Annotated in this window: 19 protein-coding genes and 1 pseudogene; 11 read left to right on the top strand and 9 right to left on the bottom strand. The window is 70.2% G+C overall.

Annotation, left to right across the window (positions count from 1 at the left end):
- Positions 1 to 375: 375 nt before the first annotated feature.
- Together ACFYY1_RS14780 and ACFYY1_RS14775 are read left to right on the top strand one after the other, a co-directional pair.
- Positions 376 to 1053 carry a response regulator transcription factor gene (locus ACFYY1_RS14780; RefSeq protein ID WP_072488330.1) on the top strand — a complete coding sequence of 226 codons (678 nt, stop codon included), beginning with the start codon at positions 376 to 378 and terminating at the stop codon, positions 1051 to 1053.
- Positions 1054 to 1104: 51 nt separating this feature from the next.
- A complete protein-coding gene (locus ACFYY1_RS14775; protein ID WP_388584821.1) occupies positions 1105 to 2370 on the top strand; it encodes an ATP-binding protein in 1266 nt (421 codons plus the stop codon).
- A gap of 52 nt (positions 2371 to 2422) precedes the next feature.
- On the opposite strand, the gene ACFYY1_RS14770 is transcribed toward ACFYY1_RS14775, so the two are convergent.
- Entirely contained in the window at positions 2423 to 3013 is a 591-nt protein-coding gene (locus tag ACFYY1_RS14770) for a GtrA family protein (RefSeq protein WP_388584819.1), read from the bottom strand.
- Between the two features lie 174 nt (positions 3014 to 3187).
- Here ACFYY1_RS14770 and ACFYY1_RS14765 point away from each other — a divergent pair, with 174 nt between their 5' ends.
- Genes ACFYY1_RS14765 through ACFYY1_RS14755 form a run of 3 tightly spaced genes read left to right on the top strand, consistent with a single transcriptional unit; the run spans position 3188 to position 6101 of the window.
- Complete coding sequence (locus ACFYY1_RS14765) at positions 3188 to 4327, top strand: 5-(carboxyamino)imidazole ribonucleotide synthase (protein ID WP_388584816.1); 1140 nt, start codon at positions 3188 to 3190, stop codon at positions 4325 to 4327.
- Positions 4324 to 4863, top strand: a complete 540-nt coding sequence (gene purE, locus ACFYY1_RS14760) for a 5-(carboxyamino)imidazole ribonucleotide mutase (RefSeq protein WP_388584814.1) — start codon at positions 4324 to 4326, stop codon at positions 4861 to 4863. Before ACFYY1_RS14765 ends, purE begins: the two co-directional genes overlap by 4 nt.
- 53 nt (positions 4864 to 4916) lie before the next feature.
- Positions 4917 to 6101: a dipeptidase gene (locus ACFYY1_RS14755; RefSeq protein WP_388585493.1), complete on the top strand. Its 1185-nt coding sequence runs from the start codon at positions 4917 to 4919 to the stop codon at positions 6099 to 6101.
- Positions 6102 to 6150: 49 nt separating this feature from the next.
- On the opposite strand, the gene ACFYY1_RS14750 is transcribed toward ACFYY1_RS14755, so the two are convergent.
- On the bottom strand, positions 6151 to 6513 hold the full coding sequence (locus ACFYY1_RS14750) for a VOC family protein (RefSeq protein ID WP_388584813.1): 363 nt from the start codon (positions 6511 to 6513) through the stop codon (positions 6151 to 6153).
- Positions 6514 to 6644: 131 nt separating this feature from the next.
- Here ACFYY1_RS14750 and ACFYY1_RS14745 point away from each other — a divergent pair, with 131 nt between their 5' ends.
- Positions 6645 to 7154 (top strand): CGNR zinc finger domain-containing protein, encoded by a 510-nt coding sequence (locus ACFYY1_RS14745; RefSeq protein WP_388584810.1) that lies wholly within the window; start codon positions 6645 to 6647, stop codon positions 7152 to 7154.
- Positions 7155 to 7163: 9 nt separating this feature from the next.
- Here ACFYY1_RS14745 and ACFYY1_RS14740 read toward each other — a convergent pair whose 3' ends face one another.
- Positions 7164 to 8507, bottom strand: coding sequence for a UDP-glucose dehydrogenase family protein (locus ACFYY1_RS14740; RefSeq protein ID WP_388584808.1), 1344 nt, complete (start codon positions 8505 to 8507; stop codon positions 7164 to 7166).
- Positions 8508 to 8716: 209 nt separating this feature from the next.
- On the opposite strand from ACFYY1_RS14740, the gene ACFYY1_RS14735 reads away from it, so the two are divergent.
- Positions 8717 to 9874 (top strand): acyl-CoA dehydrogenase, encoded by a 1158-nt coding sequence (locus ACFYY1_RS14735; RefSeq protein ID WP_266733788.1) that lies wholly within the window; start codon positions 8717 to 8719, stop codon positions 9872 to 9874.
- An 82-nt stretch (positions 9875 to 9956) separates the two neighbouring features.
- Here ACFYY1_RS14735 and ACFYY1_RS14730 read toward each other — a convergent pair whose 3' ends face one another.
- The 3 genes and pseudogenes from ACFYY1_RS14730 to ACFYY1_RS14720 all read right to left on the bottom strand — a co-directional run bounded on the left by ACFYY1_RS14730 (position 9957) and on the right by ACFYY1_RS14720 (position 12378).
- Positions 9957 to 10841: a hypothetical protein gene (locus ACFYY1_RS14730; protein ID WP_388584805.1), complete on the bottom strand. Its 885-nt coding sequence runs from the start codon at positions 10839 to 10841 to the stop codon at positions 9957 to 9959.
- Between the two features lie 31 nt (positions 10842 to 10872).
- A complete protein-coding gene (locus ACFYY1_RS14725) occupies positions 10873 to 11850 on the bottom strand; it encodes a helix-turn-helix domain-containing protein (protein ID WP_388584804.1) in 978 nt (325 codons plus the stop codon).
- 283 nt (positions 11851 to 12133) lie between these two features.
- A pseudogene (locus tag ACFYY1_RS14720) lies at positions 12134 to 12378 on the bottom strand (ATP-binding protein).
- A gap of 164 nt (positions 12379 to 12542) precedes the next feature.
- Here ACFYY1_RS14720 and ACFYY1_RS14715 point away from each other — a divergent pair.
- Together ACFYY1_RS14715 and ACFYY1_RS14710 are read left to right on the top strand one after the other, a co-directional pair.
- The gene (locus tag ACFYY1_RS14715; RefSeq protein ID WP_388584802.1) at positions 12543 to 13421 is read left to right on the top strand and encodes a helix-turn-helix domain-containing protein; all 879 of its coding nucleotides are present in this window, start codon (positions 12543 to 12545) and stop codon (positions 13419 to 13421) included.
- Complete coding sequence (locus tag ACFYY1_RS14710) at positions 13418 to 13627, top strand: DUF397 domain-containing protein (RefSeq protein WP_388584800.1); 210 nt, start codon at positions 13418 to 13420, stop codon at positions 13625 to 13627. Before ACFYY1_RS14715 ends, ACFYY1_RS14710 begins: the two co-directional genes overlap by 4 nt.
- Positions 13628 to 13866: 239 nt before the next feature.
- Here the strand turns inward: ACFYY1_RS14710 and ACFYY1_RS14705 are convergent, their stop codons facing one another.
- A complete protein-coding gene (locus tag ACFYY1_RS14705; RefSeq protein WP_388584797.1) occupies positions 13867 to 15162 on the bottom strand; it encodes an LCP family protein in 1296 nt (431 codons plus the stop codon).
- A gap of 119 nt (positions 15163 to 15281) precedes the next feature.
- Between ACFYY1_RS14705 and ACFYY1_RS14700 the strand changes: the two genes are divergently transcribed.
- Positions 15282 to 15830, top strand: coding sequence for an acyl-CoA thioesterase (locus ACFYY1_RS14700; protein WP_388584796.1), 549 nt, complete (start codon positions 15282 to 15284; stop codon positions 15828 to 15830).
- A gap of 72 nt (positions 15831 to 15902) precedes the next feature.
- On the opposite strand, the gene ACFYY1_RS14695 is transcribed toward ACFYY1_RS14700, so the two are convergent.
- Complete coding sequence (locus ACFYY1_RS14695; protein ID WP_388584793.1) at positions 15903 to 17267, bottom strand: LCP family protein; 1365 nt, start codon at positions 17265 to 17267, stop codon at positions 15903 to 15905.
- A 277-nt stretch (positions 17268 to 17544) separates the two neighbouring features.
- Here ACFYY1_RS14695 and ACFYY1_RS14690 point away from each other — a divergent pair, with 277 nt between their 5' ends.
- The gene (locus tag ACFYY1_RS14690; protein WP_388584792.1) at positions 17545 to 18558 is read left to right on the top strand and encodes a glycosyltransferase family 2 protein; all 1014 of its coding nucleotides are present in this window, start codon (positions 17545 to 17547) and stop codon (positions 18556 to 18558) included.
- Positions 18559 to 18636: 78 nt separating this feature from the next.
- Here ACFYY1_RS14690 and ACFYY1_RS14685 read toward each other — a convergent pair whose 3' ends face one another.
- Positions 18637 to 20319 (bottom strand): LCP family protein, encoded by a 1683-nt coding sequence (locus ACFYY1_RS14685; protein ID WP_388584791.1) that lies wholly within the window; start codon positions 20317 to 20319, stop codon positions 18637 to 18639.
- Positions 20320 to 20338: the final 19 nt, after the last annotated feature.

Below are 20338 nucleotides of genomic sequence, written 5' to 3'. Positions count from 1 at the left end.
GACCGCCCGGCTCATCGGGGAGCCGGCCGAAGGAGAGCGGGGACCGACCGCGTCGGGATCCACGCCCGGCGCGCATCCTCGCGCTCCGGGCCCGGCCACAGGTCATTCACTGATTTCACGACTGGCGGGTACCAGTCGGCCAACAAAAGGGACCCTTGGCGCTAAAAGCTGCCCAAAGGTCCTTGAGTAGTGCAACAGGCGTCGAGCCACCATACGCCACGACAGAGCCCGATTTGAATGGACTTGAGAGATGGATCACAGGTTCCGATGGAGCCGGGATCCCATATTCAAAGGTGCACGCTCGTTTATTTCGCAGACCCGCAGGGCTTTTGGATCACCTCACGGCATCCGCTCCGCGCGGACTACCATCACTCCATGACCCGTGTACTGCTCGCCGAGGACGATGCATCCATCTCGGAGCCGCTGGCCCGTGCCCTGCGTCGGGAGGGTTACGAGGTCGAGGTCCGCGAGGACGGTCCGACCGCGCTCGACGCCGGCCTCCAGGGCGGAATCGACCTGGTCGTGCTCGACCTGGGGCTGCCCGGGATGGACGGACTGGAAGTGGCCCGCAGGCTCCGTGCCGAGGGTCACACGGTGCCGATCCTGGTGCTGACCGCCCGCGCCGACGAGGTGGACACCGTCGTCGGGCTCGACGCGGGCGCCGACGACTACGTCACCAAGCCCTTCCGCCTCGCCGAACTGCTCGCCCGCGTCCGGGCCCTGCTGCGCCGCGGCGCCACCGAGCCCGCGCCGCAGCCCGCGACGCACGGCGTCCGGATCGACGTCGAGTCGCACCGCGCCTGGATGGGCGAGGAGGAACTCCAGCTCACCGCCAAGGAGTTCGACCTGCTGCGGGTCCTGGTCCGGGACGCCGGCCGGGTCGTCACCCGCGACCAGCTGATGCGCGAGGTCTGGGACACCACCTGGTGGTCGTCCACGAAGACCCTCGACATGCACATCTCCTGGCTCCGCAAGAAGCTCGGCGACGACGCCGCCAACCCCCGCTACATCGCGACCGTACGGGGCGTCGGCTTCCGCTTCGAGAAGAGCTGACGTTCCGAGGGGGGCCACCGTTCCGGGAAGAGCCGACGAGCAGAAGTATTCATGCGCCGCAGACTGATCAACTCCACGCTCGCCGTGGTGCTCGTGGTGATCGCCGTCTTCGGCGTCTCCCTCGTCATCGTCGAGACCCGCACCATCAGCAACAGCGCCCAGGAGAGCGTCGACTCCGAGGCGCTGCGGCTGATCAGCGTCGTCGAGAGCCGGCTGCTGGAGGACGAGCAGATCACCACCGTGCTGCTGTCCCAGCAGATCGACGGCAAGCGCTACGCGCTGGTCGAGATGCCCGGACGCGCCCCGCTCGAAGTCGGCAAGCGCCCCACGGGCAGGGTGATCCGCAGCACCGCCGAGGGGGAGCACGGCGAGAAGGTCACCGTCGAGGAGTCCAGCTCCGAGGTCACCCGCGAGGTCGGCCGCACCCTGATGATCATCGGCGCGGTGGCGCTGCTGGCCATCGTCTCCGCCGTGCTCCTGGCCGTACGCCAGGCCAACAAGCTGACCTCGCCGCTGACCGACCTGGCCGAGACCGCCGAACGCCTGGGCTCCGGTGACCCGCGCCCGCGCCACAAGCGGTACGGGGTGCCGGAGCTGGACCGCGTCGCCGACGTCCTGGACGCCTCCGCCGAACGGATCGCCCGGATGCTCACCGCGGAACGCCGGCTGGCCGCCGACGCCTCGCACCAGCTCCGCACGCCGCTCACCGCGCTCTCCATGCGGATCGAGGAGATCTCGGTCACCGACGACCCGGAAACGGTGAAGGAGGAGGCGAACATCGCCCTCACCCAGGTCGAGCGGCTCACCGACGTGGTGGAGCGGCTGCTGACCAACGCCCGCGATCCGCGTACCGGCTCCGCCGTCGTCTTCGACCTCGACGAGGTCGTCAAGCAGCAGATCGAGGAGTGGCGTCCCGCCTACCGGAGCGCGGGCCGGGCCATCGTCCGCTCCGGCAAGCAGGGCCTGCGGGCGGTCGGCACGCCGGGCGCCGTCGCCCAGGTGCTGGCCGCGCTGATCGAGAACTCGCTGATGCACGGCGGCGGCACGGTCGCGCTGCGCACCCGGGTCACCGGCAATCAGGCGGTCATCGAGGTCACGGACGAGGGCCCGGGGGTTCCCCCGGACCTGGGCGCCCGGATCTTCGAGCGGACGATCAGCGGCCGCAACTCCACGGGCATCGGCCTCGCGGTGGCCAGGGACCTCGCGGAGGCGGACGGCGGCCGCCTGGAGCTGCTCCAGCAGCAGCCCGCGGTCTTCGCCCTGTTCCTCAGCCGGGTGGCCCTGAAACGGCAGGAGCCGGAACGCCCGGTGCGGTGAACGGCGAGCGGTGTGCGACCGGCGTGCGGTGGTGAGCGGCGCGGGGTGCGCGCTATCGCCGTACGGGATTCACGCCGATCCGGGGTATCGGCTCCGTGCGTCCCTGCTTCAGGAACCCCTCGGCCCCACCGGCCACGGGGTTCTCGACGCCCGGCGCGGGGTCCACGTCGGCCGACGCGGGGTTCTCGACTGCGGGTGCGGGCTTCTCCACGGGCAGCGCCTTGAACACCCACGTCCGGTAGGACCAGAAGCGGAACAGGGTCGCGATGCCGATCCCGAGGATCTTGAAGACATTGCTCTGGATCGGGCTGTTCCATCCGAAGCCGTACGTCGCCGTGTACAGCACACCGGTCTCGATGACCGCGCCCACCGCGCTGAACAGCAGGAACAGCGTCAGCTCACGGGTCCGTCCGCTCTTGTCGCGGTCCCGGTACGTCCAGTAGCGGAAGCCCAGGTAGTTGCCGAGGATGGCGACGAGGGTGGCCAGCAGACCGGCCCGTACCGTCGGGATGGCGGTGTAGCGCCACAGCAGGTTGGACACCGCGATGTTGACCACCAGGCCGACTGCGCCGACCACGCCGAACTTGGCGACTTCCCGGGCCAGCAGCTCCAGCCGCGCCCGCAGTGCGCCCCGTTCGTTCATGGTGATCGCTCAGCCCGTCCGTCGGTTACGTCAACCCGGCCATGCTAACCAGCCCGTCCAGGGGCCGCCCGGGGGAACCGTGAGTGGTGTGGCGATGCTGTGACACGACCGCCCGGCCAGGACGGCCGGAGGGCGCCGTCCGGAGCTTCCCGGGGCGACGGATACCCTGGAGGAGTGACGTTCCCGGTAGTCGGCATGGTCGGTGGCGGTCAGCTCGCCAGAATGACCCACGAGGCGGGCATCCCCCTCGGTATCAAGTTCAAGCTCCTCAGCGACACCCCTCAGGACTCTGCGGCCCAGGTGGTGAGCGAAGTCGTCGTCGGCGACTATCGCGACCTGGACACGCTGCGCGCCTTCGCGCGCGGCTGTGACGTGATCACCTTCGATCACGAGCACGTGCCGACCGAGCACCTGCGGGCCCTGGAGGCGGACGGCATCCCCGTGCGCCCCGGCCCCGACGCTCTGGTGCACGCCCAGGACAAGGGGGTGATGCGCGCGAAGCTCACCGAGATCGGCGCGCCCTGCCCCCGCCACCGCATCGTGACGGACCCGGCCGACGCCGCGGCCTTCGCGGACGAGGTCGGCGGCTTCCCCGTCATCCTCAAGACGGTCCGCGGCGGGTACGACGGCAAGGGCGTCTGGGTGGTCCGCTCCGAGGCGGACGCGGCCGACCCGTTCCGGGCCGGTGTCGCGGTCCTGGCCGAGGAGAAGGTCGACTTCGTACGGGAGCTGGCGGCCAACATCGTCCGCTCGCCGCACGGCCAGGCGGTCGCCTACCCGGTCGTCGAGTCGATCCAGGTCGACGGGGTCTGCGACACGGTGATCGCCCCGGCCCCCGAGCTGGACGAGCACCTCGCCGGCGAGGCCCAGCAGCTCGCGCTCAGGATCGCCGCCGAGCTCGGTGTCGTGGGCCACCTCGCCGTCGAGCTCTTCGAGACGAGCGACGGACGCATCCTGGTCAACGAGCTGGCGATGCGTCCGCACAACTCCGGCCACTGGACCCAGGACGGCGCGATCACCTCGCAGTTCGCCAACCACGTCCGGGCCGTGCTCGACCTGCCGCTCGGCGACCCCCGCCCGCGCGCCACCTGGACGGTCATGTCCAACGTCCTCGGCGGCGACTTCCCGGACATGTACCAGGCGTACCTGCACTGCATGGCCCGCGACCCGCAGCTCAAGATCCACATGTACGGCAAGGACGTGAAGCCGGGCCGCAAGGTCGGACACGTCAACACCTACGGCGACGATCTGGCGGACGTGCGTGAGCGCGCCCGGCACGCGGCCGACTACCTGCGAGGAACGATCACCGAATGACCTCCCCCGCCACCACCGCGCCCGTCGTCGGCATCGTCATGGGCTCGGACTCCGACTGGCCCGTCATGGAGGCAGCGGCCAAGGCCCTCGACGAGTTCGAGATCCCCTACGAGGTCGACGTCATCTCCGCCCACCGCATGCCGCACGAGATGATCGCGTACGGCGAGCAGGCGGCCGGCCGCGGCCTGAAGGCGATCATCGCGGGCGCGGGCGGTGCCGCCCACCTCCCCGGCATGCTCGCCTCCGTGACCCCGCTGCCGGTCATCGGCGTACCGGTCCCGCTGAAGTACCTGGACGGCATGGACAGCCTGCTCTCCATCGTGCAGATGCCCGCCGGTGTGCCGGTCGCGACCGTGTCGGTCGGCGGCGCGCGCAACGCCGGTCTGCTCGCCGCCCGGATCCTCGCCGCTCATGACGCCGAGCTGCTGGCCCGGATGCGGGAGTTCCAGCAGGACCTCAACGACCAGGCGACGGAGAAGGGAAAGCGGCTCCGCAGCAAGGTCCAGGGCGCCGACTCCTTCGGCTTCGGGAAGTAGGCGCGACGGTGGAGCAGAGGGAGCAGGTACAGCAGGGACAGCAGGCGGAGTGGCTGGGGTGGGCCGGTGAGCTCCTCGCCGAGTACCCCGTCGTCGACGGCCACAACGACCTGCCGTGGGCGCTGCGCGAACAGGTCGGCTACGACCTCGACGCCCGCGACATCGCCACCGACCAGTCCGCCCATCTGCACACCGACATCCCGCGGCTGCGCGCGGGCGGCGTCGGCGCCCAGTTCTGGTCCGTCTACGTACGGTCGGACATGGCGGGCGACGAGGCCGTCAGTGCCACCCTGGAACAGATCGACGTGGTCGCCGAGCTGATCGGCCGCCATCCCGCCGACCTGCGGCGCGCGCTGACCGCCGACGACATGGAGACGGCCCGCGCCGAGGGCCGCATCGCCTCCCTGATGGGCGCCGAGGGCGGCCACTCCATCAACAACTCGCTGGGCACCCTGCGTGCCCTGCACGCCCTGGGCGTCCGCTACATGACGCTCACGCACAACGACAACATCGCGTGGGCGGACTCGGCGACCGACAAGCCCGGCGTCGGCGGCCTCTCGCCGTTCGGCCACGAGGTCGTACGGGAGATGAACCGCACCGGCATGCTGGTCGACCTCTCCCACGTGGCGGCCACCACGATGCGCGACGCGCTCGACACCTCCACGGCGCCGGTGATCTTCTCGCACTCCTCCTCGCGGGCGATCTGCGACCACCCGCGCAACATCCCCGACGACGTCCTCGGCCGGCTCCCGGGCAACGGCGGCATCGCCATGGCGACCTTCGTGCCGAAGTTCGTCCTGCCCGAGGCGGTCGCCTGGACCCTGGCCGCGGACCAGAACATGCGCGCGCACGGCCTCCACCACCTCGACACCACCGCGCAGGCCATGCGGGTCCACGCCGACTTCGAGGCGGCCAACCCGCGCCCGATGGCCACCGTGGCGACCATCGCCGACCACCTCGACCACATGCGCGAGGTCGCCGGCATCGACCACATCGGCATCGGCGGCGACTACGACGGAACCGCCTTCCTCCCCCAGGGCCTCCAGGACGTCGCCGGCTACCCGAACCTGATCGCGGAGCTGATCGGCCGCGGCTGGTCCGCCGCCGACCTCGCCAAGCTCACCTGGCGCAACGCCGTACGGGTGCTGCGCGACGCCGAGGACGTGGCGCGCGAACTGCGCACCCGCCGCGGCCCCTCGCACGCCACGATCGAGCAGCTGGACGGCCCGGCCGTCTGAGCCGCGGCACGCGTGGGGCGGCCCCGCGGGGCGCCCCACGCGCCGTCCGTCATCCCGCACAGAGGCAGAACGGATGCCCCGCGGGATCCGCGTACACCCGGAAACTCCGCTCCCGGTCCGCCGCCTCCAGCACGGTGGCGCCCAGCGCGAGCGCCTCCTTCTCCGCCGCGTCCAGATCCGGCACGGTCAGATCCAGGTGGACCTGCTGCGACGCTTCCGCACTCGGCCACCGCGGCGGTACGAAGCCGGGCGCGGCCTGGAACGCGAGAACTGTGCCCCCGGTCCCGGTCAGCTCCACCCAGTCGTCCCCGCCGGGCACGATCTCCCCGCCGAGCAGCCCCGCGTAGAAACCGGCGAGCGCGGCGGGGTCGGGGCAGTCCAGGACGACGGCACCCAGTGTGGCGACAGCCATGACAATTCCTCCTCCGGGCAGACGGATACGACCGGTTACCGCTTCACGGGCTCAACCGGTAACCGTTACTGCATGCTGCCGCACAGGAGGTAACGTCGCAACCATGAGGTCGCAATCGTGAGGTCGCAGCCATGACTGAGAAGGAACCCGCGCCCGGGGCACTCGCACTGATCGAGGCCCTGGTCAACACACTGGACGTCGAGACGGGCGCGGACACCCTCGACACGGCGGACGGACGCGCCGCCTTCGGCCTCACCGAACGGGACGTCCCCGAAGCCCGGGACCTGCGCGAGGCGCTCCGTACCGCCTGCCTCGCCCACGCCGGCCACCGCCCGCCGGACGACGCGGCGTCCCCGCTCGACCGGCTCCTCGCCGCAGCACCCCTGCGCGTCACCGTGGACGCGGCGGGCACCGCCGCACTGCGCCCCGCCATCGAACCGGCCGGGCTGACCGCCCGCGTCGCCGCGGCCATCGCCACCGCGGCGGCCGAGGGCACCTGGGCCCGGCTCAAGGCGTGCGAGGCGGAGGACTGCCGCTGGGCGTACTACGACCGCAGCCCGGCGGGGCGCCGCCGCTGGTGCTCGATGTCGGTGTGCGGCGCCCGCGCCAAGATGCGCACCTACCGCGCGAAGCGCGCGTGACGCACGGGCTCAGGCCGTCGGACGCCCCATCGCCCGGTACGTCCAGCCGGCCCCGCGCCACAGCTCGCTGTCGAGCGCGTTGCGGCCGTCCAGGATGATCCGGCGGGCCACGACCTCGCCGAGCGCCGCCGGGTCCAGCTCGCGGAACTCCCGCCACTCCGTCAGATGCAGCACCACATCGGCGCCGCGCACCGCGTCCAGCGCCGTGTCCGCGTAACCGAGGGTCGGGAAGAGCCGCCGGGCGTTGTCCATGCCCTTCGGGTCGAAGACGGTGACCTGGCCGCCCTGGAGGTGGATCTGCCCGGCCACGTTCAGCGCCGGCGAGTCCCGTACGTCGTCCGAGTCCGGCTTGAACGTCGCGCCCAGCACCGCCACCCGCTTGCCGAGGAACGAATCGCCGCCCACGGCCTCCCGGGCCAGCTCCACCATGTGGCCGCGGCGCCGCATGTTGATCGAGTCGACCTCGCGGAGGAAGGTCAGGGCCTGGTCCGCGCCCAGCTCGCCGGCGCGCGCCATGAAGGCCCGGATGTCCTTCGGCAGACAGCCGCCGCCGAAGCCGATCCCGGCCCGCAGGAACTTCGAGCCGATCCGCTCGTCGTGCCCGATCGCCTCGGCCAGCTTCTTCACGTCGCCGTCGGAGGCCTCGCAGACCTCCGCCATGGCGTTGATGAACGAGATCTTCGTGGCCAGGAAGGAGTTGGCCGCGGTCTTCACCAGCTCGGCGGTCGGGAAGTCCGTCACCACGAACGGCGATCCCTCGGCGACCGGCACCGCGTACACCTCGCGCAGCAGCTTCTCGGCCCGCTCGCTCGCCACCCCGACGACGATCCGGTCCGGGTGCAGGGTGTCGTTCACGGCGAAGCCCTCGCGCAGGAACTCCGGGTTCCAGGCCAGCTCCGCGTCGGCGCCCGCGGGCGCCAGCTCCGCCAGCCGCGCCGCGAGCCGGGCCGCCGAGCCCACCGGGACGGTCGACTTCCCGACGACCAGCGCGGGGCGGGTCAGGTGGGGCGCCAGCGACTCGAAGGCGGCGTCCACGTAACTCATGTCGCAGGCGTACTCACCGTGCTTCTGCGGAGTGTTCACACAGACGAAGTGCACATCACCGAAGGCCGCCACCTCTTCCGGGGAGGTGGTGAACCGCAGCCGCCCCGTGGACCCCTCGATGCCCTCGACGTGCTTGCGCAGCAGCTCCTCCAGGCCCGGTTCGTACATCGGGACCTTGCCGGTGGCCAGCAGCTCGATCTTCTCGGGCACGACATCGAGGCCGAGCACTTCGAAGCCCAGCTCCGCCATGGCCGCGGCGTGGGTGGCGCCGAGGTAGCCGGTGCCGATCACAGTGATCCTGAGGGCCATGGAACGCTCCTGGGAGATGCGGACAGACGTGCGGTGAACGAGCATAGTCGTGCTCCCGAAGGCCCGGTTTCCGGCCGCCCGCACAGCCTCACCCACCCCTTTGCGACCCCTGTCGTGAAGCTCACGCGGGCTTTGCATAGGCCATCGCGGGCGCAGCGCTCTAAAATTGGGTTACTTAACGGTAGTTAGCGTCTTGGGGAGTGAGCGTCTTGGCGGGTTCGACCGATTTCGACCTGTACCGTCCGGCCGAGGAGCACGAGATGCTCCGGGAGACGGTGCGTGCGCTCGCCGAGGCGAAGATCGCCCCGCACGCGGCGGCGGTCGACGAGGAGGCGCGCTTCCCGCAGGAGGCGCTGGACGCCCTGACCGCGGCGGACCTGCACGCGGTGCACGTACCCGAGCAGTACGGCGGCGCGGGCGCCGACGCCCTCGCCACGGTCATCGTGATCGAGGAGGTGGCCCGCGTCTGCGCCTCCTCCTCCCTCATCCCGGCCGTGAACAAGCTCGGTTCCCTCCCGGTGATCCTCTCCGGCTCCGAGGACCTGAAGAAGAAGTACCTGGGCCCGCTCGCCAAGGGCGACGGCATGTTCTCGTACTGCCTCTCCGAGCCCGACGCGGGCTCGGACGCGGCCGGCATGAAGACCCGCGCGGTCCGTGACGGCGACTTCTGGGTCCTCAACGGCGTGAAGCGCTGGATCACCAACGCGGGCGTCTCCGAGTACTACACGGTCATGGCCGTCACCGACCCGACCAAGCGCTCCAAGGGCATCTCGGCCTTCGTCGTCGAGAAGTCGGACGAGGGCGTCTCCTTCGGCGCCCCGGAGAAGAAGCTCGGCATCAAGGGGTCCCCGACCCGCGAGGTCTACTTCGACAACGTCCGCATCCCCGCCGACCGCATGATCGGCGAGGAGGGCACCGGCTTCGCCACCGCGATGAAGACCCTGGACCACACCCGCATCACCATCGCGGCCCAGGCCCTCGGCATCGCCCAGGGCGCCCTCGACTACGCCAAGGGCTACGTCCAGGAGCGCAAGCAGTTCGGCAAGCCGATCGCCGACTTCCAGGGCATCCAGTTCATGCTGGCCGACATGGCCATGAAGCTGGAGGCGGCCCGCCAGCTCACCTACTCCGCCGCCGCCAAGTCCGAACGCCTCGACGGCGACCTCACCTTCTTCGGCGCCGCGGCCAAGTGCTTCGCCTCCGACGTCGCGATGGAGATCACCACGGACGCGGTCCAGCTGCTCGGCGGCTACGGCTACACGCGGGACTACCCGGTGGAGCGGATGATGCGCGACGCGAAGATCACCCAGATTTATGAGGGAACGAATCAGGTTCAGCGCATCGTCATGGCGAGGAACCTGCCGTAGCGGTCATTGCTTCATGCGTCCGGCCCCCGATGTGCGCATCGGGGGCCGGACGCGTCTGTGCGGTGGGGGAGCCGGGGTTGGATCACTCCCCGGTGAAGACATCCTCAATGGTGGCGGCGGTGGCGGCGCGGTTCAGCCACTGGCGCAGGAGCTGGGGGTCGTCGCAGCTGGTGATCTTCTCGCGGGTCTCGTCGGTAAGGGCGATACCACGTACTTCGAGGACGAGCAGGAGGCCTTCCGCCCGGCCTTGTGCCCGGCCTTGTGCCCGGCCTTCGTCCCGGATTTCCTCCGACATGAAGGACTTGTAGAAAGACGTGTCCACGGCCACCAGATTCCTCCACTGTTGTGCGGCCGGGCGGTTGCCCAGGCCCTGTGCGGTGAGTTCGGCGATGGGGTCGGCGATTGCTTCCGGTGTGTCCCGCAGCGCGGCTGACAGGGTTTTCAGTATGGCACCGACGTCCGGATTGTCGGCGTGTGTGATGGCGGCCAGTGTGGCGAGTGCGAGGTCCTTGCGGGCTTCGGCCACATCGGTGATGACCGGCATGTTGTGCGGACCCGCGACGAGGGGGTGCATGGCGAGCGTCTGCCATTGACGGACGCCGATGGAGATGGGGCGTGCGGCCCATTCGGCGGTGGTGTGGTCCTGGCAGACGACCAGTAACAGGACGGGCAGCCCGTACCTGTTGTGGAGATAGCTGACGTAGTACGGCCAGCTGGCGGTCTTGCGTGGATCCTTCTTGCCCTGGGCTTCGATGGCGAGGAGGAAGGGTCCGTCGTGCTCCGTGTCGATGCGTAGGAGGGTGTCCACGCGGCGTTCGACGGGGCGGGCTTCTGTGAGGTCGGTGGGCAGGGTGGTGGCCGATGTGGGTGGTGGGATGTCGACCCCGAGCACTTCGGAGACGCGGGAGAAGAGGCCGGGGTACTCCTGGAAGATGCGGTGCATTGCCTCGTGGGGCGAGCTGACCATTGAGGTCCGTTCGGGTTGAGTGGCGTTTCGGTCAGGCGGCCGTGCGGAGGTCTGTCCGGCAGTCGCGGCAGTGGCCTGGGTGGCGGGAGCGGAAGGCGCGGTCGCAGTGGTCGCAGTTCTGGAGCGGGATGACGATGACGCCGGGGCGTGCCTGTGCGGCAACGTCTTGGGGTCCCGGGAGCGGTGGTGGCAGGAGTGCCGTGATCCGGTGGCGGAGGAGCTTGGCCGGGTGTTTCAGGGGGACGGGGAGGTCGGTGGTGAGGGTGTGGCGGATGGTGTCGGGGTGGGCGTCGCGTTCGAGCCAGGTGGCGACGCCGGGCGCGAGGGTGCGGATGTCGTGCTCGGAGAGGACGAGTTGAGGCGCGTGGCGGCGTAGGTCGGCGAGGAGGGCGGTGGCCGCGCGCTGGAGTTCCGGCGTGAGTTCCTGGGGCTGGGGGAGCGGTGGTGGCGGCGTGGTGCGTGCGGTGGGGGCCGGTACGAGGACGGGGGTGGGTTGCGGTTGCGGTGTGGGTGCCGGGGGTGGTGCGGGGGCCGGAGCGGGGCGCGGTTCGGGAGTGGTTACGCGTGGCGGTGGTGTGGGCTGCGGGGTCGGCTTGCTGGGGGCCGTCCGGGGGTGGGGAGTTGCGGCGGGGTGGGCGGCCGTGCCGGGCTGGTTGTACGAGACGGTGCGGGTGATGATGCGGCCGTCGGCGAGGCGTACGCGGCTGCGGTGGAGGTAGCCGTGGGCTTCGAGCTCGCGCAGGGCGGCGGCGATGCGGGTCTCGCTCTCGGGGAAGCGTTCGGCGAGGCGCTTGATGCCGATCCTGGCTCCGGCGGGGAGCGACTGGATGTGGGCGGCGAGCCCGATCGCGGCGAGGGAGAGGCCGCGGTGCTGGGCGAGGTGGTTGCCGATGACGGTGAAGCCTGCGGCATGCCGGAAGTTGATGTGGACGACGCCGGATGACGGTGTGGCGTCTCCGGGTACGGGGGACGGGGCGCACGGGGGCGCGGTAATCTGCGGGGTACCCATCGGGAAGCCTCTACTTCCTCGGTGGTCAGGCCCCCGGTTGAGACTGTGAATCTCGGTCGGGGGCCGTCGCATGTTCTGGAGTTGTCGCGGCGAGCATATGCCAGCCAACCCGTATGAAATCCAGCCCAGTTGCCCCATGTCACCCGAGTGAGTGACGGCGACGGGACCGGGGTCGGGTTTGGGTGGGGAGGGTGATTTCTCCAGGTTCTTAAAAGCTTTATGCGTCGTGGAACGCCGGGACGTGGTCGACCGGATCGTGGATGTCCGCGACCCGGTGGAGCGGTCACGGTACGAGGTCGAGTTCGGCCCAGATCGTCTTGCGCGGGACGGGCCCGACGTCGATGCCCCAGCGGTCGGCGAGCGCCTCGACGATCAGCAGGCCGCGCCCGCTCTCCGCGTGCTGGTCGGGAGTGGATGCGCCGTGGCCAGGAGGCGGGCGAGCCTGGCGCCTCGGCGGGTGGGGGAGAGCAACACGGTGAACTGCCGGGCCGGAGCGGAATGTTCGGTTCGGGTGATGTGTTGGTTCACGCCGCTCAGCGTGGCCGGGGCGTGCGTACCGTGAACAGCAACGAGCCCCTTGCGTACGGTGATTGTCCCGTGCTTGTCCGGTGCTGTCCCGGCTGTCCGGGGTGACGTGTTGGGGACACAGGGGTTGAGCCAAGAACGGCAAGCGCGTCGGAAGTGGGGCACGGATGAGCGTGGATGAGACCGGTACGGAACACGGCGACGCCGGGGCGGACGAGCCGGGCTGGGACGTCGATCCCGATGACGAGTCGGGGGCGGCCGTGGTCGCGGCGGTGGGTCGCCAGATCAAGGCGTGGCGGGAGGCGGCGGGGCTGCGGGCCGGCGAGTTCGGGGCCGCGATCGGGTACGGGGAGGACCAGATCTACAAGGTGGAGGGCGGCCGTCGTATCCCTCGCCCGGAGCTCCTGGACAGGGCGGACGAGGTGCTCGGGGCGCGCGGGAAGATCGCGGCGATGAAGCAGGACGTGGCGGAGGTCCGGTACCCGAAGAAGGTACGGGACCTGGCGAAGCTGGAGGCGCGGGCCGTCGAGCTGTCGGCGTACGGCAATCACAACATCCATGGCCTGTTGCAGACCGAGGCGTACATGGGCGCGCTACTCGCTACGCGTCGGCCTGCGTACTCGCAGGCAGAGCTTCAGCGGATGGTTGACGCGCGCATGGCCCGGCGCTCCGTCTTCGCGCGGGAGCCCGCCCCGGAGCTCAGCTTTGTCCAGGAAGAGGTGACGCTGCGCCGCCCCATCGGGGGGACAATGGTGATGCGCGAACAGCTTGAACACCTTTTGGAGGTGGGGAAGTTGCGAAACGTGGAGATTCAGGTGATGCCGACGCGCTGCGGGGATCACCCTGGAACAGGCGGGCGGATCCAGGTGTTGAAGTTCGGCGACGGCTCGGCGGTGGGGCGCACCGACAATGAGTTCGCCGGCCGGCCCGTCTCCGATCCGAAGCAGCTCCGGATTCTCGAACTGCGGTATGGCATCATCCGGGCTCGGGCTCTCTCGCCAAGAGAGTCACTGGCCTTCATCGAGCAAGTGCTGGGAGAGACATGATCCGCAAGAGCTCTGCAGGGGACGCCTCCGGGTTGGAGTGGTTCAAGAGCAGCTTCAGTGACAGCAGCGACGGCAATGACTGTGTCGAGGTCGCCGCTGCCCCCGGCACGGTTCACGTCCGGGACTCCAAGAAAGCCCAAGGCCCACGCCTCTCCTTCGGCCCCAACGCCTGGGTGGGCTTCGTCTCCTACGCTGCCGGACGCTGATCCCCCGGCGCGCTCGCGCCCTCCCGCACCCCCCTCCGCGCAACGTGACACATCTCCCCCCAGCCGTCACGTTCGCGTCGACCCTCACCGCCTCCCCACGCCGCGCGTGGGCGGGAAGGCCCCTGCCGCGCTCGGCGCAGGAGCACCGACGGATCACCTCGTCATCAACGTGCAGCACCGGGACGAGTACGCGGCAGGGCCCGGACGGGTTGCCGTCCGGGCCCCGCTGTCAGGCGTCGTCACTTCTCGGTGACGGTGACCTTCTCGTCGTTCTTGAGCTGCTCCACCAACTGCTTCACCTTGGCCTTGTCCCAGACCACGTTGCCACCGGAGAAGCCCGACATCGGCATGTTCATCGACCTGCCGTCGCCGCCCGTGACGTCCTTCATGGCGAAGAACATCTGGCTCAGGGACCAGAGCGACATGTCCTTGTCGACGATCAGGGTGTCCAGGCCCGCGCCCATCGTCGGGTACAGCTTGAACGGGTTGAGGATCGTGGACGGCGTCGCCGTCTGGCTCGCCAGGGCCGCGAGGAACTTCTGCTGGTTCTTCGTACGGGCCAGGTCCGCCTCGGCGAAGGCGTACCTGGTGCGGACGAAGGCCAGCGACTGCTCGCCGTTCAGCGTCTGCTTGCCCGCCTGGAAGTCCGCGCCGGACTTCTTGTCCTTGAAGGCCTTGGGGATGTCCAGCTCCACGCCGCCGATCGCGTCCACGATCTTGGCGAAGCCGCCGAAGCCGATCTCGCAGTAGTGGTCGATGCGCAGCCCGGTGTTGAACTCGACGGTACGGACGAGGAGTTCGGGACCGTCCATGGCATACGCGGCGTTCAGCTTGGTGAAGCGGCCGCGGCCCGGGTAGAGCTTGCCGGAGTCGGAGCCCTTGAACGAGGGGATCTCGACGTTCGAGTCACGGGGCAGGGAGATCAGCGTCGGCCCGTTGGAGCCGTCGTGCAGGATCATCATCGAGTCGGTCCGCTTGCCCGCGGCGGAGCCCGTGTGGAGCTTCTTCTTGTCCTCGGCCGTCATGCCCTCGCGGCTGTCGGAACCGACGATCAGGTAGTTGGTGCCGTCGCCGCCCTCCGGCCGCTCGATGACCTTGGAGAGGTCCACCTCGCGCTTGAGCTTGGAATCGGCCCAGAAGTACGTGCCTATGGAGACCCCGAGGACCACGACCACCAGGGTCAGCGCGCCTATCTTGATCCGGCGGCGCCAGTCGGGCGCCGGCCGGCCCTGCGTGTAACCGCCGCCGCCCTGACCGCCGCCGTGGCCGTTGCCCCGGCCGCCGGCGTTGCCGCCGCCGTAGACCTGGCCGGTGTTGTACCCGCTGTCGTACTGCGGGCCGCCGTTGTCGTAGCCGCCCGGCTGCTGGGGGATCGGCCGCTGCCTCGGCGGTGCGGGGCGCCGCTGCTGCGGGGCGGGGCGCCGCTGGACGTGCGGCATCGAGCGGGCGCCCTCCGGCTGCTCACCGGAGCTGCCCTGCCCGTAGCGGTTGCCGCCGCGGTTGTCGTCGGACCATCCCTCGGGCCAATCGTTCATGCGGTCCAGTGTGCAGGCCGGGTACGCCGGTATTACAGGGGGTGCGGGAAATCGCACCAGGGCTGTTGCGAAGCTGATGCATTGCCGCCGGGCGGAAGCCCCCGCATAAGGTGGACGGTATGACAGATCAGGCCCCGCGCCCGGAGGGCGACATCCCGGGCAAGCCGACCGCCGCCTCCCGGACCACCCTCAGCCACATCATGACCGGCAACGACACCAATCTTCTGGGCACCGTGCACGGTGGCGTGATCATGAAACTGGTCGACGACGCGGCGGGCGCCGTGGCCGGCCGGCACTCCGGCGGCCCCGCCGTGACGGCCTCGATGGACGAGATGGCCTTCCTGGAGCCGGTCCGCGTAGGTGATCTCGTTCACGTCCGTGCCCAGGTGAACTGGACCGGCCGCTCCTCGATGGAGGTCGGCGTCCGGGTCATGGCCGAGCGATGGAACGAATCCACCCCCGCCCAGCAGGTCGGCAGCGCCTATCTGGTGTTCGCCGCGGTCGACGCGGACGGCAAGCCGCGCCCCGTACCGCAGGTGATCCCGGAGACGGAGCGCGACAAGCGGCGCTACCAGGAGGCGCAGATCCGGCGCACCCACCGCCTCGCCCGCCGCCGGGCGATCCGGGAGCTGCGCGAGAAGCGCGCGGCGGAGGGCATCGAGGACTGAGCCCCGGGGGGCTGGGCCCGGCAGCAGGCCTCGCGGCGTCGCGGGGCTGCCTGCCGCCCGGCGCCCCCACCGTCACGGGCAGGCCACCTGGTCGCCCGTCACCGTGCCGAACCCGCCGGCGTCCGTCTCCTCGGCCCGTACCCGCCGCACCGTCTCGAAGTCCGCGCCCGCCGTCACCCGCATCGTGGCCCCCTGCCCCCGTACCGGCCGCAGCTCGGCCCCGGGCAGTGCGGCCGCCAGTGACCTCGCGGACCGGTCCCAGCGCGGGTCGTAGCTGATCAGGGTGCGCTTGAGGGCGTGCAGCTCACCGTTGAGCGGGGCGCGTGTGGTGTCGAAGCCGGTGGCGCGCAGCCCGTCGTCGACCGTCTTGCCGAGGCCGTCCTTCGGAGTCCCGTTGTAGACCTGGACCCGGACCTGCCGGGGGGCGACGTCGACCGTCTGCGCCTTCGGCTCCTTGGGCCGCGCGGGGGCGAGCGGCTTGTCCTCGCGCAGTGCCCGGAAGAGCTTCTTCGACTTCGCCTCGTCCCATCTGACCGTCGAGCCGATGCCCTTCACCGGGTAGGAGACGTTCCCCACCGGTACGGAGGTGAACTCGGACGAGGCCGGGGAGAAACCGCGCATCGCCTGGGCGAGCTCCAGCATCTGCTCCGTGCCGAACCCCTTGTCGGCCCGGACCGAGCTCAGCATCGTCGAGGCGACGTCCCGGAACTTCACCGGGTTCAGCAGCACACCGCTGCTGGTCGCCCGCGCGATCAGCGACGCGAGGAACTGCTGCTGGCGCTGCATCCGGCCCAGGTCGGCGGCCCCGTCGATGTGCCGGGAGCGTACGTACTGCAGGGCCTGCCCGCCGTCCAGCTCATGGGTGCCCGCGGCGAGATCGAGACCGGTGTACGAGTCCTTCATCGGCCGGGCCGTGCAGATCTTCACGCCGCCCAGGGTGTCCACGGTCTTCATGAAGCTGGTGAAGTCGACCTCCAGATAGTGGTCGACCTTGATGCCCGTCATGTGCTCGACGGTCCGTACGGTCAGATTCGGCCCGCCCTCGGCATAGGCCGCGTTCAGCTTGAGCGGGTGCGCGGAGTGCTGCTTCCCCGAGTTCCGGTCGGTGTGCTCGGGGACCTCGGCGTAGCTGTCACGGGGCAGCGAGACGATGCTCGCGCGCTTCTTGTCCGCCGACAGATGCACCAGCATGACCGTGTCGGTGCAGTGGCAGGGCGCACCGCCCAGCCGGTACTTCCGCTTCTCCTCCGGGCTGATCCGGTCGCGGCCGTCGGTGCCCACGAGCAGCAGGTTCATACCGGTCCCGGCGCGTGGCCGGTTCTTCATGTCCTTGAACGGATCGATCCGGTCGATCCCGGTCTCCAGATTGGCCACCACCGCGTGACCGACCCCGCCGGCCCCCAGCACCAGCACGGAGAGACCGGTCGCCATCCGCATGCCCCAGCGTGGGCGCTCGTCCTGCTTTCTGGACCTGGGCCGGGGCGGAACCGCGCGGGAACGCGAGGGACTGGGGGAGCGGCGGGGTGTGGGCACGGGGGAGACCTCCGCGGTGCGAGGGGACCGTTCGCACAGTAGGTCCATATGATCAAAGGCCCGGTGCGCGACCCGGCGGGGCGCGTTGGTGTCCCCCATTCGCGGTAACGTGGCGGCCGAATGACGCCGCCCGGTGAGGTGCGAACCCCCGGCGCCACCCGAGGACCACCCGAGGACCACCATGCCTGCCGCGCAGTTCCCCGCCGTCTCCGTGATCATGCCGGTGCTCAACGAGGAACGTCACCTCAGGAACTCCGTCCGGCACATCCTGGAGCAGGAGTACGCGGGTGAGATGGAGGTGGTCATCGCACTGGGCCCCTCCACGGACCGCACCGACGAGATCGCCGCGGAGCTGGTGCGCGAGGACCCCCGGGTCCACACCGTCCCCAACCCGACCGGCCGCACCCCGGCCGCCCTCAACGCCGCGATCAAGGCATCCCGCCACCCCGTAGTGGTGCGGGTCGACGGCCACGGCATGCTCTCGCCGAACTACATCGCGACCGCCGTCCGCCTCCTGGAGGAGACCGGCGCGCAGAACGTGGGCGGCATCATGCACGCCGAGGGCGAGAACGCCTGGGAGGACGCCGTCGCCGCGGCCATGACGTCGAAGATCGGCGTCGGCAACGCGGCCTTCCACACCGGGGGCCAGGCCGGTCCGGCGGAGACCGTCTATCTCGGGGTCTTCCGCCGCGAGGCGCTGGAGAAGGCGGACGGCTACAACGTGGAGTTCATCCGGGCCCAGGACTGGGAGCTGAACTTCCGCATCCGCGAGGCCGGCGGGCTGATCTGGTTCTCGCCCGAGCTGAAGGTGCAGTACCGGCCGCGCCCCTCCGTGCGGGCGCTCGCCAAGCAGTACAAGGACTACGGCCGCTGGCGCCACGTCGTCGCCCGCTACCACTCCGGCTCGATCAACCTGCGCTACCTGGCGCCGCCCACCGCCGTCTGTGCGATCGCGGCGGGCATCGTGGTCGGCGCGGCCGTCACCCCCTGGGCGTTCGTCGTCCCCGCCGGGTACGCCGCGGCGATCGTCGCCGGATCCGTACCGGCGGGCAAGGGCCTATCGCTGAAGGCGCGGGCCCGGATCCCGGTGGCCCTCGCGACCATGCACATGTCGTGGGGGTACGGCTTCCTGACCAGCCCCCGCTCGCTCGCGAAGAAGGTCATCGCCAGCCGCCGGCCGGCCGTCACCGTGTGAGACCCGACGACACCGCGGGGGCCTTCCGACGTGCCGGAAGGCCCCCGCGGTGCGTGGTGCGCTGTCAGCCGAGGCGTGCTACCAGCCGAAGCCCGGCTGGATGTCCATGCAGGCCGCCTTGTCGTCTCCGTTGAGCGCCCGTGCGCTGTCCGGGGTCTTCTCCTCGGCTGAGGGCGCGTGGTAGTCGCCGTCCTCGCGCCAGTCGGCCCCCACGGTCAGCGTGATGCCGGAGACGTCGGTCGACTTCTTCACCGCCGTCAGGGGGATGCCGAGCGCCTTGGCGACCGCCTGGGCGTTGCCCTCCATGTCCACGCTGGGGAAGAGGATCCCGGTCCGCTTCGCCGGCTCGGTGTTCTGCGAATCGATCGTGGACTGGGTGTAGCCCTTCCCGACCAGCAGGTCCTTGACCGCCGTCGCCCGGCCCTTGACCGGATAGTCGACCTCGGTACGCGTTCCGTTGCGGACGGCCACCGGGGTCTCGGCGGGGGACGCGGTGGGCTTCTTCGCGGCGGCCGGCTTCTTGCGCTTGGACGCCTTGCCGTCGAGCGGGATGTCGTCGCGGACCATCTGGAAGAGCTGGTCGGCGTCGCCGGGCTTGGGAAGCACCCGCTCCTTGAGCGTGCCCGTCCCGTAGACGTTCGGCATCGTCGTCATGGTGATGCGCTTGGTGGGAACCTTCTTGAGCTCCTCCGCGAGGTCGTACAGCTTGTTGACCGAGCCGAGGCCGTTGTCGCCCTTGTCGACCGTCAGCGCGTCCGTCGCCGCCTCGGCGAGGCTCATCAGCTTGCCCGGGTCGGTGAGCTTGGTGCCCTCGCGCAGCTCACGGACCATCGAGTTCATGTACATGTGCTGGGCGTGGGTACGGCCGAGGTCGGTGCCGTCCTCGAAGCCGTAGCGGGTGCGCAGCCACTGGAGGGCCTGCTTGCCCTTGATCTTCGTGGTGCCCTTCTCCAGCTTCAGCCCGGAGCCCTTGCCGGTGCTGGTGTGCGAGTAGACGTTGCCCTTGACGCAGACCGGGACGCCGCCGATCGCGTCCGCCATCGAGACCACACCGGAGAAGTCGATCATCATGAAGTGGTCGATGGTGATGCCGGTGAGCTCGTACCAGGTGGCCACCGTGCAACCGGGACCGCCACGGCCCAGCGTCTCGTTGGTCATCTCCAGACCGGTGGTCGCGGGGTAGACGTGCTTCGTCTCCGGGTCGGTGCACTTCGGGATCTTCAGCATCGTGTCGCGCGGCATGCTGATCACCGACATGTTGCTGCGGTCGGCGGAGAGGTGGAGCAGCATCTGCACGTCGGCCAGGGGCGGTGCGCCGAAGGTGTTCTTGGCCCCGCCGAGCTTCTGGTTCTCCTTGGAGTCCCGCGCGTCCGAGCCTATGAGCAGGATGTTCATCGGGGTCTGACCGGCTGCGTTGGCCTTGTGATCGGCCATCTTCTTGTCGCCGAGGGTCAGATCGGCCTTCTTGAGATTGCCGTTCAGGTGCTGGACGTAGAGGTAACCGGCGCCGGCGCCGCCGATTATGAGCAGCGCGGTCACCGACGCGACCCAGCGCAGCACCCGGCGCTTGCCCTTCTTGCCGTGCCGCTTCGGGCCACCGCGCCGGTGCCCGCCCTCCGCCGGAGCGGCCCGGCGGCCATCTCCGCCGGAGTCCGTCTCCTGCTCCGGCGCCTCCTCGTGGAGACCGCCGTCCCGGCCGGGTCGACCGGCCTGCCGGACGCGTGGCCGCGTCCCCTCCTCGGGTATACCGCTCCGTGCCACCAGGACCCCCCTGCTGCTC

The sequence above is a fragment of the Streptomyces sp. NPDC001890 genome (assembly GCF_042891445.1).
GTDB lineage: Bacteria > Actinomycetota > Actinomycetes > Streptomycetales > Streptomycetaceae > Streptomyces.
This window is presented reverse-complemented; position numbering and strand designations above follow the sequence as displayed.